General features: G+C 51.1%; 15 protein-coding genes. 9 read left to right on the top strand and 6 right to left on the bottom strand.

Annotation, left to right across the window (positions count from 1 at the left end; translation table 11 throughout):
• Positions 1-42: 42 nt before the first annotated feature.
• From LIW51_RS33615 to LIW51_RS33645, 7 genes are all read left to right on the top strand, one after another.
• Positions 43-1,761 (top strand): ABC transporter substrate-binding protein, encoded by a 1,719-nt coding sequence (locus LIW51_RS33615; RefSeq protein WP_227380357.1) that lies wholly within the window; start codon positions 43-45, stop codon positions 1,759-1,761.
• A 54-nt stretch (positions 1,762-1,815) separates the two neighbouring features.
• Entirely contained in the window at positions 1,816-2,769 is a 954-nt protein-coding gene (locus tag LIW51_RS33620) for an ABC transporter permease (RefSeq protein WP_368411911.1), read from the top strand.
• Complete coding sequence (locus LIW51_RS33625; protein WP_227380359.1) at positions 2,769-3,680, top strand: ABC transporter permease; 912 nt, start codon at positions 2,769-2,771, stop codon at positions 3,678-3,680. Before LIW51_RS33620 ends, LIW51_RS33625 begins: the two co-directional genes overlap by 1 nt.
• A 1-nt stretch (position 3,681) precedes the next feature.
• Complete coding sequence (locus LIW51_RS33630; RefSeq protein WP_227380360.1) at positions 3,682-4,854, top strand: ABC transporter ATP-binding protein; 1,173 nt, start codon at positions 3,682-3,684, stop codon at positions 4,852-4,854.
• Positions 4,851-6,017 (top strand): ABC transporter ATP-binding protein, encoded by a 1,167-nt coding sequence (locus LIW51_RS33635; RefSeq protein ID WP_227380361.1) that lies wholly within the window; start codon positions 4,851-4,853, stop codon positions 6,015-6,017. Before LIW51_RS33630 ends, LIW51_RS33635 begins: the two co-directional genes overlap by 4 nt.
• 70 nt (positions 6,018-6,087) lie before the next feature.
• Positions 6,088-7,377: an OFA family MFS transporter gene (locus LIW51_RS33640; RefSeq protein WP_227380362.1), complete on the top strand. Its 1,290-nt coding sequence runs from the start codon at positions 6,088-6,090 to the stop codon at positions 7,375-7,377.
• A 31-nt stretch (positions 7,378-7,408) separates the two neighbouring features.
• A complete protein-coding gene (locus tag LIW51_RS33645; protein ID WP_227380363.1) occupies positions 7,409-8,062 on the top strand; it encodes a DNA polymerase domain-containing protein in 654 nt (217 codons plus the stop codon).
• A 175-nt stretch (positions 8,063-8,237) separates the two neighbouring features.
• On the opposite strand, the gene LIW51_RS33650 is transcribed toward LIW51_RS33645, so the two are convergent.
• The 4 genes from LIW51_RS33650 to LIW51_RS33665 form a co-directional block, all read right to left on the bottom strand.
• Complete coding sequence (locus tag LIW51_RS33650) at positions 8,238-8,675, bottom strand: hypothetical protein (protein WP_227380364.1); 438 nt, start codon at positions 8,673-8,675, stop codon at positions 8,238-8,240.
• Positions 8,676-9,239: 564 nt separating this feature from the next.
• Positions 9,240-9,734, bottom strand: coding sequence for a DUF8154 family protein (locus LIW51_RS33655; RefSeq protein ID WP_227380365.1), 495 nt, complete (start codon positions 9,732-9,734; stop codon positions 9,240-9,242).
• 3 nt (positions 9,735-9,737) lie between these two features.
• The gene (locus tag LIW51_RS33660; RefSeq protein ID WP_227380366.1) at positions 9,738-10,424 is read right to left on the bottom strand and encodes a nucleotidyltransferase domain-containing protein; all 687 of its coding nucleotides are present in this window, start codon (positions 10,422-10,424) and stop codon (positions 9,738-9,740) included.
• A gap of 250 nt (positions 10,425-10,674) precedes the next feature.
• Positions 10,675-12,084 carry a sodium:solute symporter family protein gene (locus LIW51_RS33665; protein ID WP_227380367.1) on the bottom strand — a complete coding sequence of 470 codons (1,410 nt, stop codon included), beginning with the start codon at positions 12,082-12,084 and terminating at the stop codon, positions 10,675-10,677.
• A 137-nt stretch (positions 12,085-12,221) separates the two neighbouring features.
• Between LIW51_RS33665 and LIW51_RS33670 the strand changes: the two genes are divergently transcribed.
• Both LIW51_RS33670 and LIW51_RS33675 read left to right on the top strand, forming a co-directional pair.
• On the top strand, positions 12,222-13,394 hold the full coding sequence (locus tag LIW51_RS33670; RefSeq protein ID WP_227380368.1) for a M24 family metallopeptidase: 1,173 nt from the start codon (positions 12,222-12,224) through the stop codon (positions 13,392-13,394).
• A gap of 453 nt (positions 13,395-13,847) precedes the next feature.
• The gene (locus LIW51_RS33675; protein ID WP_227380369.1) at positions 13,848-14,444 is read left to right on the top strand and encodes a hypothetical protein; all 597 of its coding nucleotides are present in this window, start codon (positions 13,848-13,850) and stop codon (positions 14,442-14,444) included.
• Positions 14,445-14,734: 290 nt separating this feature from the next.
• Here LIW51_RS33675 and LIW51_RS33680 read toward each other — a convergent pair whose 3' ends face one another.
• Together LIW51_RS33680 and LIW51_RS33685 are read right to left on the bottom strand one after the other, a co-directional pair.
• Positions 14,735-15,235: a PIN domain-containing protein gene (locus LIW51_RS33680; protein WP_227380370.1), complete on the bottom strand. Its 501-nt coding sequence runs from the start codon at positions 15,233-15,235 to the stop codon at positions 14,735-14,737.
• Positions 15,232-15,840, bottom strand: a complete 609-nt coding sequence (locus tag LIW51_RS33685) for a winged helix-turn-helix domain-containing protein (protein ID WP_227380371.1) — start codon at positions 15,838-15,840, stop codon at positions 15,232-15,234. The genes LIW51_RS33680 and LIW51_RS33685 overlap by 4 nt, the downstream gene beginning before the upstream one ends.
• Positions 15,841-15,894 lie beyond the last annotated feature (54 nt).

A 15,894-nucleotide genomic window follows, 5' to 3' on the forward strand; every position in this document is an offset into this window, starting at 1 on the left:
TTGGGCTCAAACGTTTTTCATCGTCAACTAAAGGTTACATCCATGTCAATTGTTGACAACCGGGATTTGGAAGGCCCCCAAATCGACAGACGGACAACACTAAAACTACTCGGCGCAGCCAGTATGTCTGGCCTTGCTGGATGCATTGGTGGCGGAGGGGGTGGGTCCGATGATGGCTCGAAAAGCGACGATAACAGCTCCTCAGCGACAATGGGCGGATCCATCGAGGCTGGCTTCCAAACGGATAATCTAGAATTTCTCGACCCGCATTATGTTGATAAGGGAGCTCAAATGCAAATCGTTTCCAATGTTTTTAGTGGTTTATTGAAACTTGATCAAGATCACCAAATTGTCGGTGATCTTGCAAAAAATTGGGAAATTCCTGATAAGAAAACCTATGTGTTCCAACTTCACAAGGGAGTCACGTTCCATAATGGAGATCCCTTGAAAGCAAAGCAGGTGAAGTGGTCCCTTGATCGTCTCATGGCAGATGAGAAGTCTGAGCACCACGGTAAGGTTACAACCGTAGAAAGTGTCGAAGCCACGGGTAGTCATGAGGTCACGATTAAGATGTCGGAACCCACTGCACCATTCCTGGCGTTTATGACCAACGTTCCAGGAAGAGCAGGCTCAATTGTACACAAAAGTGCAAAAGATGATCCTAAATCGTACAACAAACAACCGATCGGAAGCGGGCCGTTCAAAGTAAAATCTCGCAGTATGGGTGAATCTATCACGCTCTCCAAATATGATGACTATTGGGAGACTGACGAAAAGGGGAACCAGTTTCCATATTTGGATGAAGTAAAGATTCGGCTTATTCCCGAACCATCGACGATGTGGTCAGCTATCACATCCGAAAGTATCCAACATTGCGCCCAGATTACTGGTCAATTTGCTAAACAAGGCGAGAATATGAGTTCTCTCAGTGTCCGAAAGACTAGTTCAGGTGACTGGTCGTGTATCGCACCACTAGGTGCGGATCCTGCAAAATATCCTGAGAAGGCGAAAATCGCAAGCGGATATGATACGGTCACTACCAAATGGAAGGGAAAGGATATCCCAACGGCAAACAAGAAGGTCCGTCAAGCGATTGCGATGGCCATCGACCGGGATGAAATCGTTAAAAAAGCATACTTCGGTTATGCGGTTCCGGCACATTCGGTGTTCAATCCGACGATGACAACCACCTACGAAGAGAAACCTAAGCCTGGCCAGTACCACAATCCAGAGAAGGCAAAACGACTACTGGACGAGGCTGGCTATACCGGTGATCCTCGGTTCTCATTCAAGCTGCTTGGCATGCCTGAGTACAAACGCTGGATGACTATTATCCAACAGCAGCTTTCCGACGTTGGAATTAAAGTTGAACTCGATATCCAACAGCCTTCGTCTTACTGGGATTCCATCTACCGCTATGATCATATGGTCACAACCTACGGTGGATCAACAGATATCGACCCCTATATGACGTGGTGGAAACAGCTTGGGACTCCAGATCCCGAGACAAGTCTCGGGGTCTGGCAAAAAAGCATGATGTTCGATAAAAAGTTCGACGACGCGCTTCTAAAATCGTTCAAGACACCGAAACCCGAGAAGCGTAAACAGTACATCCGCGAGGCTGAGAAAATTTTCCTCGATCAAGCGATGTACGCTATGACTGTCTTCATGCTCAAAGCGAAGGTCGACGTCTCTAGTCTCAAGAATGTCGGGATCCCGGCTGGGATGAGCAACTTCCATCAAGCGTATTTGGAGAAATAATGTCGTCAATCACCATACTACTCGTCTCTCTATCAGGCGGTGAATAGCGTGGGGATGCAGCGATATCTCGCGAAGCGTGTGATCCACGCCTTCGTGGTCATCTACGTCGTAGCGACGGTCGTATTCGTCGCCGTCCGGTCAATTCCCGGTGACCCAGCCCGCTTAATGCTCGGTGGTGACGCCGATCCACAAGCACTCGCAGCGGTCCGGCAGGAACTCGGGCTCGATCAGCCCGTCTATATCCAGTACATTCGATGGCTCGGAGAACTTGCACAGGGCGACTTTGGCGAGTCGATTCATACCCAACAGAGCGTTATTACGATGCTTCTTGACGTGGCAGAGCCCACGCTTTCGATCGCTTTGCTTGGAATGATTATCGCAATCTGTATCGCAGTGCCAGCGGGTATCATCAGTGCCATTCACCGCTATTCATTGGAAGACTCCTTCGCCACCCTCGTTTCATTTTTTGGCATTAGTATGCCAGGATTCTGGATAGGCATCCTGTTGATTCTGGGCTTTGCCTCTCGGTTTGAAGCCATCCCATCGTTCGGTTACGTCCCAATCTCGGAAGGTATCGTTCCGTGGTTCATGCACATTCTCCTACCGGCGATTGCCGTTGGCCTGCCATACGGCGGCATACTCATGCGTATGACCCGGTCATCGATGTTGGAAGTGTTAAATGAGGATTACATGCGGACGGCCCGCGCGAAAGGACTCTCTCCACGGCTCGTGTTGTTCAAGCACGGGTTTCAGAACGCGCTTATCCCGGTTGTCACGATTGCCGGTATTCTGCTGGCTGTCGTCCTCGGTGGTGTCGTCGCCGTTGAGATCGTCTTTGGCATTCAGGGACTGGGTCGTTTGCTCATTAGTTCGATCAATCGGCGAGACTTCCCAGTGGTGCAGGGGACAGTCATCATCATATCGTTCGTGTTCGTGTTTATGAATCTCCTTGTGGACATGTTATACACGATAATCAATCCAAAGATCAAGTATGGAGGTGGCGAATAATGATGTCAATATTCTCCATCGTCGGTTTTAATACCGACGGAGCGACGGTGTTCGGAATCCGAACCGATCTCATAGAGCGTTTCGTGGACACGATCAAACGTGACCTGAAGGCAAAAATAGGACTCGCTATCGTCCTTACGTTCCTCGCCGCTGCGATTCTTGCACCCGAACTAGCATCATATGATCCAATGGCACAGGAATTCGAGATGCTTCAACCACCGACATTCACTGGAGACCATCCGCTCGGAACGGACTCGTACGGCCGAGACCTCCTGTCTCGGATCATGTATGGAGCACGGATCAGTTTACTTGTTGGTTTGGGTGCCGTCTCAGTTGGTGCAATTGTCGGTGTCACGATCGGCCTTATTTCCGGTTATTACGGTAGTTGGATCGATGATGTACTGATGCGTATCATCGACATTATGTGGGCTTTCCCGTGGCTGCTCATCGCAATCATGCTTGTCGCAATCTTCGGCCAGAGTCTCTGGAACGTCATCTTTGCCGTCGGGTTCGCGTATGTCGATGACTTCGCACGTATCACGCGTGGTGAGGTGCTATCGATCCGTGAAGAGGAGTACACGCTCGCCGCAAAAAGCGTTGGATTAGGCAATCTTCAGATTATCGGTGAGGAGGTGCTCCCAAACACCGTCGCACCGCTCATCGTCCAGTTCACCGTGCTGGTCGCTCGCGCCATGCTCGCAGAGGCGACACTATCATTTCTTGGATTAGGAGTCAAACCAACCACACCGACTTGGGGAGCGCTTCTCGGACAGGGTCGAAATTTCCTCACACAGGCGTGGTGGATCTCCGTGATTCCCGGTCTGATGATCATGATTACCGTACTCGGTATCAACCTCTTTGGCGATGCGCTCAGGGATGCCTTCGACGTGAAAGATCAGGGAGGTGCGTGATATGAGCGGTGAACCATTGTTGGAAATTGACAACCTTCGCACGAGTTTTGCAACCGATCGAGGGACCGTCGACGCTGTCGACGGGATTTCCTTCGAAATTTATCCCGGCGAGGTGTTCGGCGTGGTGGGTGAGAGTGGCTCAGGGAAATCCGTTACGGCACTCTCGCTGCTCCAGTTGCTCGACTCGAACAGCACCATCGAGGCTGATGCCGTCCGTTTCAAAGGTGAAGATCTCCTCACCAAATCTGACGCTGAGATGCAGGATGTTCGTGGCGGTGAAATCAGCATGATCTTTCAGGATCCGTCGACATCTCTCAATCCGGTGATGACGATCGGCGAGCAGATTGCCGAAGTCTACCGACAGCACGCCAGTTCGACTGAATCTGGTCGATTCTGGCCCGAAATGAAACGGAAGTATATCACTGGCACTAACAAGAAGAGTGAATCGTGGCAACGTGCGATCGAACTACTCGATATGGTCGGTATTCCCGATCCGGAGGTGCGTGCGACTGAATACCCCCACCAGCTTTCGGGTGGGATGCGCCAGCGTGTTGTCATCGCGCAGGCACTTGCTGGCGACCCTGCGCTCATAATTGCGGACGAACCGACAACGGCACTCGACGTGAGTATTGAAGCTCAAATTCTGAACGAACTTGTCGATCTTAAAGACGAGTACGACGTTTCGATCATGCTCATTACCCACGACCTTGGTGTCGTCAGAGAGACATGCGATCGCGTTGCGGTGATGTATGCAGGCGAACTGATGGAGCAGGCAACCGATGACGACCTGTTCGCGGAGCCACACCATCCCTACACCCAGGGACTTCTGGACTCTATTCCACGGATCACGGACGACCGAGAGTGGTTGGACGTCATCGAGGGTGCAGTTCCAGACCTCATCGACAAGCCACAGGGTTGCCCGTTTCGGGACCGATGCAATCGAGCTTTCGAAATGTGTGACAAGCCACTCGTTGAATATGATGTCCGTTCAGAAGCGAACTCTGATCCCAGCGGACATACTGCGTGCTGTCATTTACACAACGACCATGTCGAAACCAATGCAGATGGTAAAGCAATTCACGTCTCCGAGGGTGCACACGCGGAAGTCGAATCCAAGTTAATAGAAGTGAAGGGCGATAAAATAGCGCGGACAGATGGCGGTGATAGCCAATGAGTTCAGAGACAGCTTCGATGGTCGAGAGTCAACGTGTACAATCAGATTACGAATCATTGTTCCACGCAACAGGTGTGAAAAAACACTTTACAACCGATACAGGACTCATTGACCGCCTGTTTGGTGAAGATGAGTCGGTGAAAGCGGTCGACGGCGTCGATATCATGGTTGGATACGAAGAAACACTTGGTCTCGTTGGTGAGTCTGGCTGCGGTAAAACGACTCTCGGACGCGTTCTCTCTCGGCTTTACGAACCAACGGCTGGTACACTCACTTTCGAGGGGGATGACATCACCCATCTTAAAGGCAAGGCGCTCAAACGCCTCCGGAAAAACGTGCAAGTGATCTTTCAGGATCCCCTCTCCTCACTCAATCCGCGAAAGACAGTTGGTGAAATCGTTGAGAAGCCTCTCAAAGTACACAACATTGATACCGAGAGGGGAACACGCGAACGTGTTATCGAACTTTTCAAGGAAGTTGGTCTTCGGAAGTCCCATCTGGATCGGTATCCGCACGAATTCTCCGGCGGTCAGCGCCAACGTGTTGGTATCGCACGCGCCCTTGCCGTCGAGCCCAAACTGATCATTGCGGACGAGCCGGTTTCAGCATTGGACGTTTCGGTGCAGGCTCAAATTATCAATCTGATGAAACGGCTCCAGAACGAGTACGGGCTCTCCTATCTCTTCATCGCTCACGATCTCTCCGTTGTCAAGCACATTTCCGATCGTGTTGCTGTGATGTATCTGGGCAATATTGTCGAAACTGGACCGACATCGGACATCTTCGGCAACCCACAGCATCCCTACACACGGGCACTGTTGAACTCGATTCCAAATCTCGAGGGCAACGGGTCAATGCGAAAAAAGCCGCTGTCAGGTACTCCTCCGAGTCCTATTAATCCTCCCGAAGGCTGTCCTTTTCACACGCGTTGCCCAGAGTATATCGGCGGCGAGTGCGAGGGTTCGAAACCTGAGCTTCAGTCAGTGGCCCACGCAACCGGCACGATTGGGCAGACGATGGCAACTGACCATGAGATCGAGGCGGTTAACGATGAACACCGGTCACATCTCGCTTCCTGTCACTGGTTAGGATACTCTGCAGACAAACGGCGGGCGCAGGATCCGTATGCTGGGGAGAACGATGGAGCTGAAAATGGGTTGTGACAAACAGATATCCATATATTTAATTTGTCTCATGGAGATGACGACCGAAACCACGATGGTGGGCTGCTGAATGGCGGCAGATAGAAGCGATGACTATGCACAGCGTGCTCGCGAACAGCTTGGCTTTTCACGCTGGTGGCTCATTGTTGCCGCAGCGATTGCAATGGCTGTCGTCAGCCCATATCAATATGTTTGGTCTTCCATCGAGGGACCACTGGCGCGGGATCTCAACATCCCTCTCACCCAACTTGGCTTCGTGTTTACGCTTTTCGTCATTTTCCAGTCGGGATCACAGTTCCCGGTGGGGTGGTGGCGTGACCGACACGGCCCACGAGGGATAACACTTGCTGCTGCCGTGCTCGCTGGCGGTAGCTATTTTGGTCTCGCATATGCAACGGCAGTCTGGCAGCTTTATGTCTTGTACTCGCTTGGCGCGATCGGTGTGGGCATCGTCTATACGGTATCGGTGAATACGGCATTAAAGTGGTTTCCCGATCGACGCGGTCTCACCACGGGAACCGGTACGATGGCATTCGCGGGTGGTGCGGCACTCTTCGTTCCCTACGTCCGCGCGAATGCCTCCATCGGCGGCTATAGTGAGGTGCTACGAAACATGGGGTTCGTCATCGGTATCGCCATTTTCATCGCTGCATTTGTTTTGCGCGATCCCCCGGCAAACTGGAGTTTCCGTGACGACGCAGGTGAAAAGCACTACTCTCGGCAGGATTATACTTGGCGCGAGATTCTTGGCACATGGCAATTCTGGGTAATGTACGGTATTTTTGTCGCGGTGAGCGGGGCGGGCTTAATGCTTACAGCGAAGATTGTTCTGTTCGCTCAGCAGATGGAGTTGAACTCAGTGACGGCTACGATGTCGGCGACGTTACTACCGATCGCTGGTGGTATCGGCCGTCTCATATTAGGAGACCTCTCCGATCGGGTGAATCGGCAGAAGGCGATGGCAGCGTCGTTTACGCTCTGCGGCCTCGGTCTGTTTGCAGTCGTCTGGTTCGGGAAAACGAACTCGAGTCTCGGTTTTGTCATCTCAGTTGTCGTAGCTACGTTTTTCTGGAGCCCTCAGTATACGCTTTTTCCAAGCCTCATAGCTGACTACTACGGTGAGACTCATTCTTCAGCTAATTATGCACTCCTCTACTCGGGCAAAATGTGGGGCGGCGTTTTCGGTGGCGCAGTTACTGCATGGCTTGCTACAGCGACGAGTTGGGCCACTGTATTCAGTATCGGCGGTGTGTTCGCCATCTGTGGTGGTCTGGCCGCACTGGTTTTGCGTTCACCGACGGATAATTCACAACCCACCAGTGATGTCGTTCGCTCGCCCACGCCAGGGAGCGACGAATAATTGCTTGACACTGATAGAGGCAGAGGAACAAATGCCGCTGTCCAAGCTTGTCTCGCAGATTTCTAAGCAGGTCGAGATTCGTCCCGAACACGAAGCTCACTACGACTGGATTGCGTTTGTTCCGTTGCGCGATTCGGATGCTGGTGCCTTGACGAAGTACTTCGGGAAGTTCGCTGGTGAAGACAAATACAAGTATCAGGGAATTGAGTATCGTCAACGGAATACGCCGTCGTATATCGACGATGCGCAGAAGGCGCTGATTCGAGTGGTGGATGAGTATCGTGATCCAGAGGCGGTTTGTGAGGAACTGCGGTCGTGGGTTGATCGGCTTGAACGTGGGGCGATCGATCCAAGTGAGTTGGTGATCACGAATCGGGTTTCGAAGAAGAAGGAGGACTACACGCAATCGACGCGGAGTGTGGCGGCACTGGAGCGAGCGGCGGATTTGGGGTTGGGGCGTGCGCCTAGGCAGAGCGTGTCGTATGTGGTGGTTGATGATGCGAAGCAGTCGCGAGAGCGGGTGAAGTTAGCCAGTGAAGAGTTGAACGAGTATGATGCTGGATTTTATCGGGAGTTGTTGATTCGTGCAGCGGCGAGTGTGTTATCGCCGCTTGGGTGGCGTGAGAAACGCATTGAGCAATTCCTTTTAAGCCACGACGAAATCAGCCTCAAGTCGTTTCTCTAATGATTACCAGTTCAGAGGGCGGATTTGGTGCAGACTGTGTCCCATAGAACCAAAAGTCACGGCCTTGTTGAAACCCTCAACCAGTGATGGGTTTCAGCAGTCGTGCTGATTACAGAGCGCGTATTTCTCAGTCACTAATCGACCTAACTGTGACTACGATACGAGACTATACAGATTACGAACGTGGCAGCGAGCGTCCGGATGATTCGGATTTGTGATCATGGCGTAGCCAAATCCCAGCCAGCAGAAAAAGCAGTGCTGCTGGCGCGACAAACGGGCCGATACTAGCTATACCGAGGAGCGTCAGCGCAAGTAGGGCGAGGGCAGTAAGCCAAACGAGGGAGCGGTTTTCGTTCCACGCTCCATAGCCCCCAATGAGGGCGAAGCCGAGGATGAACAGCGACCAGAAAACGAGTGCTGGGTCGGCCCCATTCACACCGAGGATGTAATCGATTCCAGACGGTTCCCGTACAACGCTACAGCCCCCGTCCGAAGTGCATACTTCGCTTCTTCCGAGTGGGACGAACATGAGACCGAGCGAAAGGACAATACCCAGTATCGAACCGAGAACCCCCGCTTTGGTACCCTTCGAAAATTGAGAATAGCGGGGCATTCTATCGATCAGAAGCGTTGTAGAATATTAACAATTTTTACAAGAAATGTAGTAAGTCTACCGAACAGCCGATTCAATTGGGTTGATACGGGAGAAATACCCAGTCTAATGAATACTTCCTCTATATCTCGCACACCATTCCTAACAGATGATTGGAAGGTGACATTCAACCGCTGACTCGTTTGTGTGGAACACGTCGGCACGTTCTCACTCAGGCCGTCCTCGATTGTTGCTAATGGAAGTAGCCGATTATACCGTTGTAATAGAGGGGAATCGCGAACGCGACCCCCTCCGTTTCGCAGAAAATGACGCAGAAAACGACGTACTCCACCGTAATCAACACGCTAGTACCACCATGGTTCACCGGCAGTGCGGTGTGAATCTCTTGTGGTGCCGCCGAAGCGGGGGTTCTCCGAACCTCCGTGATTACAACGTTCTAATCAGCGACCTCCGTTCGCTATGTCCGCGTTGGCTTCGTGGGCTCGCATCCATCCAGCTAGATCGGGATGCGCGAACGTGATTTCGATGTGGTGGCTGCCGACCGTGTTAAGAACTTCAGGTAGCTTACTCACAGACGCATTCATGGCGGACTCGGACGAGATCGATAATATAGTTGTGTGTGTGAGTTGCTAATTTGAGAAGCGCTGTTGCTCGTTCCTGTGTTGCTAGGCCATCCTGATAGTACGTTTGCGCTCGATTCATCTGCCAGAGATCAACCAACCGAGTAGCAATTTCGTCACTGATAAATCCAACTTCTGCGCTCCACTGGATTGCAGTCGTATGTGATTGCGGTGGATTCGAAGGGTCGTGATGCCCTTCGTGAATCAGCCAGAAGAGGAGCGTCTTCTCGATCGATGTGAACGCTGCTTCGATCGTTAGTGTGTAGTACCCATCCGACAGTAGTCTATCTGCCCCCGAGAGGGATCGACACGCTTTGCGAAGCTGAATGAGACCCGCATCAGAAATATCGAGTCCTTCTTCCGGTTGCTGGCCACCTCTCCGGAATGCTTCTTCGGCCTCGGTGAGCAATAGCTCGATGTCCTCACGTTCAATGGGCATGGGTTAGGCCTCCTCCGACTCGTCAGCAGAATACACCGCCGCTCGAACGCGTCGAAAGTCTTCACTTTGGTGTAAAATGAGCCCTTCGTCGAAGATCTCTCGAAGTTTCGCACCATACTGTGATGCGCTCTCTGGTGTTTCGACAAGCACTTCAAACTCATATCGATCGCCATCAAACGATTGTTCCTCAAGACTCCGTGCTACTTGGTTTGCAATCCGTCGTCCGTAGGTGTGATTCCCGTCGATGATGATTAAGAGGTCGATGTCACTGCTTCGGTCGGCGGTTCCGCGAGCAACACTGCCGAAAAGGACGACACCCACGAGGGTGTCGACGTCATCTGATTCGGCAACCTGCTGCTGTAACTTGGTGAGAAATGCTTCGATCGGTTTCCGGAATTCACTCTGGGAAATTGAGAGGAGTGGATCCGGTTTTTGAAGATGGTCGTGATCGATCTGGATTTGAGCAGGACGCCCTGTTTCCAGTGTAACGACACCCAGTTGTTCGAGCAAGTCGACTGACCGAGAAATCGTTGAAATATCTGTCTCTGTTATGTCTGCGAGTTCCTTCTGGGTGAACCCTTGATGAGGTTCGTTCACGAGATGATGGAGGATATCTTGCATCGCTTGATATCGGAACACTCGCTCTTCCGGGAACGGAAAATCGAGCACTATCCCCGATTGAGTTTGCATACTCCACAAGTATTTGCAGAATATGCAAAAACGTTGTGGTCGTACTAACGAAGGCGAGCTTCATCTCTTCGCAGTGGGTTTCTCACCGTGGTACACGAATAGTTCTCGCCTGGAAATGTCGTCATCGCAGTCGTATTCTGATGGACAGTCACTAGCGTTACACTGTCGTAACGCACACCGAGCGGACAGTGTAACGCAAAATGAGCCCTTGTCACTGGATATTGTCGGTAAAAAAGGCGCATGAGAATCCCTATTCAGTAATCGGACGAGATTTTGTCGTCCGATTAGTCATCCAGCTCACCACAACAATCGTAATTGCCGCTATTGGTGCAGAAGCAATTACAGCATTCAATTCGAATGGTTGTTCAAGAACTGTATCCCACAAAATTGTTACGATGAATCCGGTTGTCATACCAGTGACACCGCCAATTTTAGTCAATCGATCTCGCATGAGGAAGACTGCAAACAATGCGGGAGTGATTGTTGCCCCGTATGCAGTATAGGCAAGGATTTGGATGGAGAGTATTGTTGGAAAATACTGTCCAAGAACAAATGCAAAGACACCAAGTACAACAATGGTGATACGTGTGAGCCAGAATACTCGCTGATCCGATGCGTCTGGGTTAATAAATCCACGATATAGATCCTGAGATACATTGGTGCTTGCAGAGAGAAGATAGGAATTCCCAGTCGTAATGATGAATGCGGACGCTGAAGCAAGAAGAATGCCACCCACCCAGCGTGGGATGACAGTCGTCATCGAAATCATTGCCATCCCTGGATCGATATTTGGAAACCGAACACGAGCGGCAAATGCGATTATCGGGATGACAATGCCACCAACTGCAACACCGACAAACCATCCTATCATCCCTCGATTTGTTCCTTCATCAGACCGACCAGCGACGATCCGTTGGTACATGTTCTGGTCTGCAAGAATCAAGAGAAGCACTGGCGCCCAGTAACCAAGGAACTGTAATCCAGTTAACGTACCAAACGGTTCCGTTGCTGTTTGTGGGACTTGTGTAGTAATGGAGTTCCATCCGCCGACACTCCCAAGTACAAAGGGTAATCCGATGAAGAGACCAATAAGCATCAAAAATGCACTGATCGCATCGGTGTATGCAACTGACATCAACCCGCCCAACATCGCGAGCCCGATGATCATCACGGCCGCAATGAGTGTCCCGGTCTCAACTGAAATTCCCGTGGTGACATTCAGTACAAATCCGAACCCAATGAACTGATATGATACAATTCCGACATATGCAATTGCGATAACAATAAGTCCGATCGCTTTGGCTTCTTTCCCAATTCCTTCGTCTAGAATCTCGGGGATCGTATATTTGTTATATCCTCGAATTTGTGGTGCTAACACGCGTAGAACCCCCACCCCGATAAGTGCAGCAGTCCCAAGCAAAAGTGCCGGCCAAATTCCAAACTGATACGCGATTGAGTTACCTCCGCCTGTAATACTGCCTGACCCCATCCACGTCGCCAATAGGGTTCCAGCAACGATTACAGATCCTAAGCTTCTTCCTGCAAGAAGAAAATCGTCGGCTGTATCTGCTTTCTCATAGGCCCAGATGCCAATCCCGCTCATGATTACCAAATATCCTATGACTGGATATAGCAGTGTATTATCTGGTTGTACGGGCATAAATTAGTCTCCCAGTAGAATTTCTCCTTCGATGAATTTTCCGCGGAAACTCCGTTCTATCATGCTTTTCCTGCTCATACCAGGCCATATCGCAGGGTTGAAAATAAGTTTACTGTGTTTCGCATCTTGAACGCCGTATGGACAAACTTCGCATTTCGAAAGACGAACACCAAGAACGAGTAGAATCATTGCTTACATCTGCGCATGACGATGGCTATGATGGCGTTGTATTATTCGATGCACTAAACATCCATTATGTGACTGGCATGTTTCATCTCCCGACCGAGCGACCGTGTGCGGTCGGAGTGGTCGATGACCAGATTGAGATTGTCGTCCCACGGTTAGAACAGGACCATGCCGAGCGTGACGATTTCTTGATTGACGATGTTCACGTTTACTTCGATTATCCACAAGGCAATCCGATGGAACGGATCGTCGAGATGTGCGATACCCTTGGACTTACAGATTCGTCGATTGCTGTCGATAGCGATGGGAGTCCACGTCGGAATGGCTATACTGGGCCATCACTCTCGAGTCTCATTTCGGGTTCTGTTGGCGTCGAAGACTATGTAACGACAATGCGAGAGCAAAAGTCTGAGACTGAAATCGAACTCATCCGTGAAGCAAGTACTTGGGCACATTATGGCCATCAATTGCTGCAAGAAAAACTTGAGCCAGGACGACGACCAGTTACAATCAGTGCTGAAGTCGAAGCTGAAGGAACCAAGGTACTGCTGGATACACTCGGTGAGCGGTATGAGATGATGAGTTGGGCAAGTCCACTCCAATGCAACTTCACGACGGGTTCTGTTACTGTACGACCCCACAGCGTCGATCAAACAACACCAATTCGTGAGGGTGATAACATTGTCACCATCGTAAAACCGACTGTGGGTGGCTATACAACCGAACTCGAACGGACACTAATCGTTGGCGAACCATCCGATGAACAGCGGGATTATTTTGCGATTATGCAGGAGTCACAGGAGATCGCGATTGACACCATTGAACCTGGAATTCAATACAGCACTGTCGAAGAGGTCGTGATGGACTACTACGAAGAACAAGGTGTCCACAAATATACCCAGCACCACATTGGGCACAATATCGGAATGGAAGGACATGAACGTCCGTTCCTAGATCGTGAATATGAGGGATCCATTTCGCCAGGGGAGCTGTATACCGTCGAACCGGGATTCTATGTCCCGGAAATTGGCGGCTTCCGTCACTCGGATACAGTTCTCGTAACTGTGAGTGGAACTGAAACACTGACATACTATCCTCGAGATATTGATCTTCTAATTGTTTAGATATATACAAAGAAATGAATGCATGATGATGCATAGATCAATGATTTGGACGGGAAGTAGTTAGTTTTGTGAGTTGGTAATCACAAATCGGATTCCTTTGAACGTGAGGACTACACGCAATCGACGCGGGGTGTGGCGGCTTTAGAGCGAGCGGCTGATTTGGGGTTGGAACGGTCGCCTGGTCAGAGTGTGTCGTATGTGGTGGTTGATGATGCAAAGCAGTCGCGAGAACGGGTGAAATTGGCGAGTGGGAAGTTAGACGAGTATGATACTGGATTTTATCGGAAGTTGTTGGTTCGTGCGGCAGCGAGTGTATTGTCACCGCTTGGATGGCGTGAATCGGATATCGAGCAGGAATTAATGCAGTATACTGAGTCTAGTTTGGCGTCGTTCATGTGATGAGGGTGTGATCACGACGCCTATTCTTTTGATGATGCTCAGCGAAAGGTGACTATGGATGAAGAGTTGGAAGTGGTGAAAGGATATCCGTCAGATGAAGCACGGGGGGTTGTTCGGCTTCATCAAAACACTCTAGATCGGTTGGAAATTGACCCAGAAGATACGGTACTAATCCACGGCAGGCGTCCAACCCCTGCTCATGCTCACCGCCTTGACTTTGTTGACCCAGAAGGAACAGCACGGATGGATGCATTCACGAGGCAGAACGCGGCAGTCACGCTGGGAGAGTCCATTTCAGTACAGCGAGCCGACCTCCCTCCTGCCCAAACCGTCGTCTTGTCCCCACTGGCAGAACAGGCCCAAGACCTCGATATCGGGAGTGAGTCTACGAATCGAACCATCATCTTTGAAATTCCTAACCGCTTTACCCCTCCTATCGAAGAAGAGGCGTCGTTGGAGTCCAAATCAGAGGTTCTGGATGTAGTTCGCCAACGAATTGCCGGTCGGCCAGTTGCGCCAGGTGATATCGTTCCTGCCCGATTGGACAGGATGGGGCTAACGACTTTGCTTCTCACCATCGAGAAGACGGATCGTGATGGGCCCGTCCGGATTACATCCGAGACAAACGTGAATATAGAAGCCCCGACGTGACATATTCAGCCGAGTATTCTAACGCTCGATACAGCCGTTCGGGCGTGGCTAGAACACAGCTGCCGTGCTGCATATCGCCTCTATATTTGGCATGCCGTTCTAACAGACGACAGGAAGGAAGCATTCAACTGCTGACTCGTCTGTTTGGAACACTTCTCACGTTCTCACTCACAGCATCCTCGACTGTCGCTAGTAAGAATAGTCGGATATATGGAACTCAGAGGATCGGCAGTTCTCCTGGCTACTCACTTCTTTAGTAGCAATCGCGACTCGTCTCTCTCAACCACTTGTCAGTCAAGGAGGTTTTCGATGAATCGGAAAGCGTTCACGAAGGTGACTGCATCACCGTACCCGTACGATGCAAGTACGGTTTCAGCGCCTTCCCCTGCAGCGATGTCGGTTGTGTAAATGTATGCATGTGCAGCCGTTCCTGTACTGAGGTGTTGAGCTGCGAGTGCGGCAAGCGCAGCATCCGCTCGTTCGACTTCATCAGCGGGTCGGTCATCGGCATTCGCAATATATCGCTGCACGCCATCCATTGCTCGCGATACGACTGAAATCGTGTAATCGAGGGGATTGGCAATCTGTGCCCACCCCTCTTCGATTGCCGTCTCAATAGGCGGTGTCTTGGTTTCGCCGGTAGCCCCTGCAATCTCCTCATAGACTCGCTCTGAGAGGAGAAACACGATATCATTCTTGTGGGCAAACGCTCTCACGCGCTGATAGCGATTGTTTGTGGGTTGACCGAGGGCGATGAACATCCCCGAATCGGCGATATGGATGTCGCTCACGTGTCGTCGGGTGTCTCCGCAGGTTGCTCGTCGTTTCGCCCAAGATCTGGCCCTGCTGCACCGGCTTCGTCGATGTCAATGTAATCGTGGACGACTGGACGGAGTGCCTGGAGAATAATTTCGGCAGCGAGCGGCGAGATGTCCAAATCGCGTGCCATTAATCGGTGGGTCACCTCCCCGCGCTCACGTGCAATCGTATAGGTCAGTGCTGTCGCGAGGCCGGCAATGCCGTGGCGAGCGATGTATGTCTCAATATCGTCGTTGGTAGATTGGCGACTCACAGCGTCGACCAGCATCGGGGTGATCGTATACTTCCGCGTTCCGTCACCAGTCGAGACTGTGAGGTCGATTGGGTGAGCAACGTATGTTCGAGGTTGCTCGTCGCCCGTTGCTTCGATAACGCCCGCATCGGCCAGCCGCTTCACGTATGTGTAGGCGGTTCCTTGCGGGAGGTCAAGTGCGTCCATGAGTTCTTGGACAGTTGCTGGATCCTCACGAGAGAGGTATGCGTATAGTTGGGCTAATCGTGGCTCTTCGAGGAGATCCGCGATTGAGAGGAAATCTCGAATGACATCGCCATTGGCGTGAGATGCGGTGTGTGACATTGGTGTTGCTGCTGTTTACAGCTTACAGATAATAAGTAATGAATGTTTGGATTG

This window comes from Haladaptatus halobius (assembly GCF_020618475.1).
Lineage (GTDB): Archaea > Halobacteriota > Halobacteria > Halobacteriales > Haladaptataceae > Haladaptatus > Haladaptatus halobius.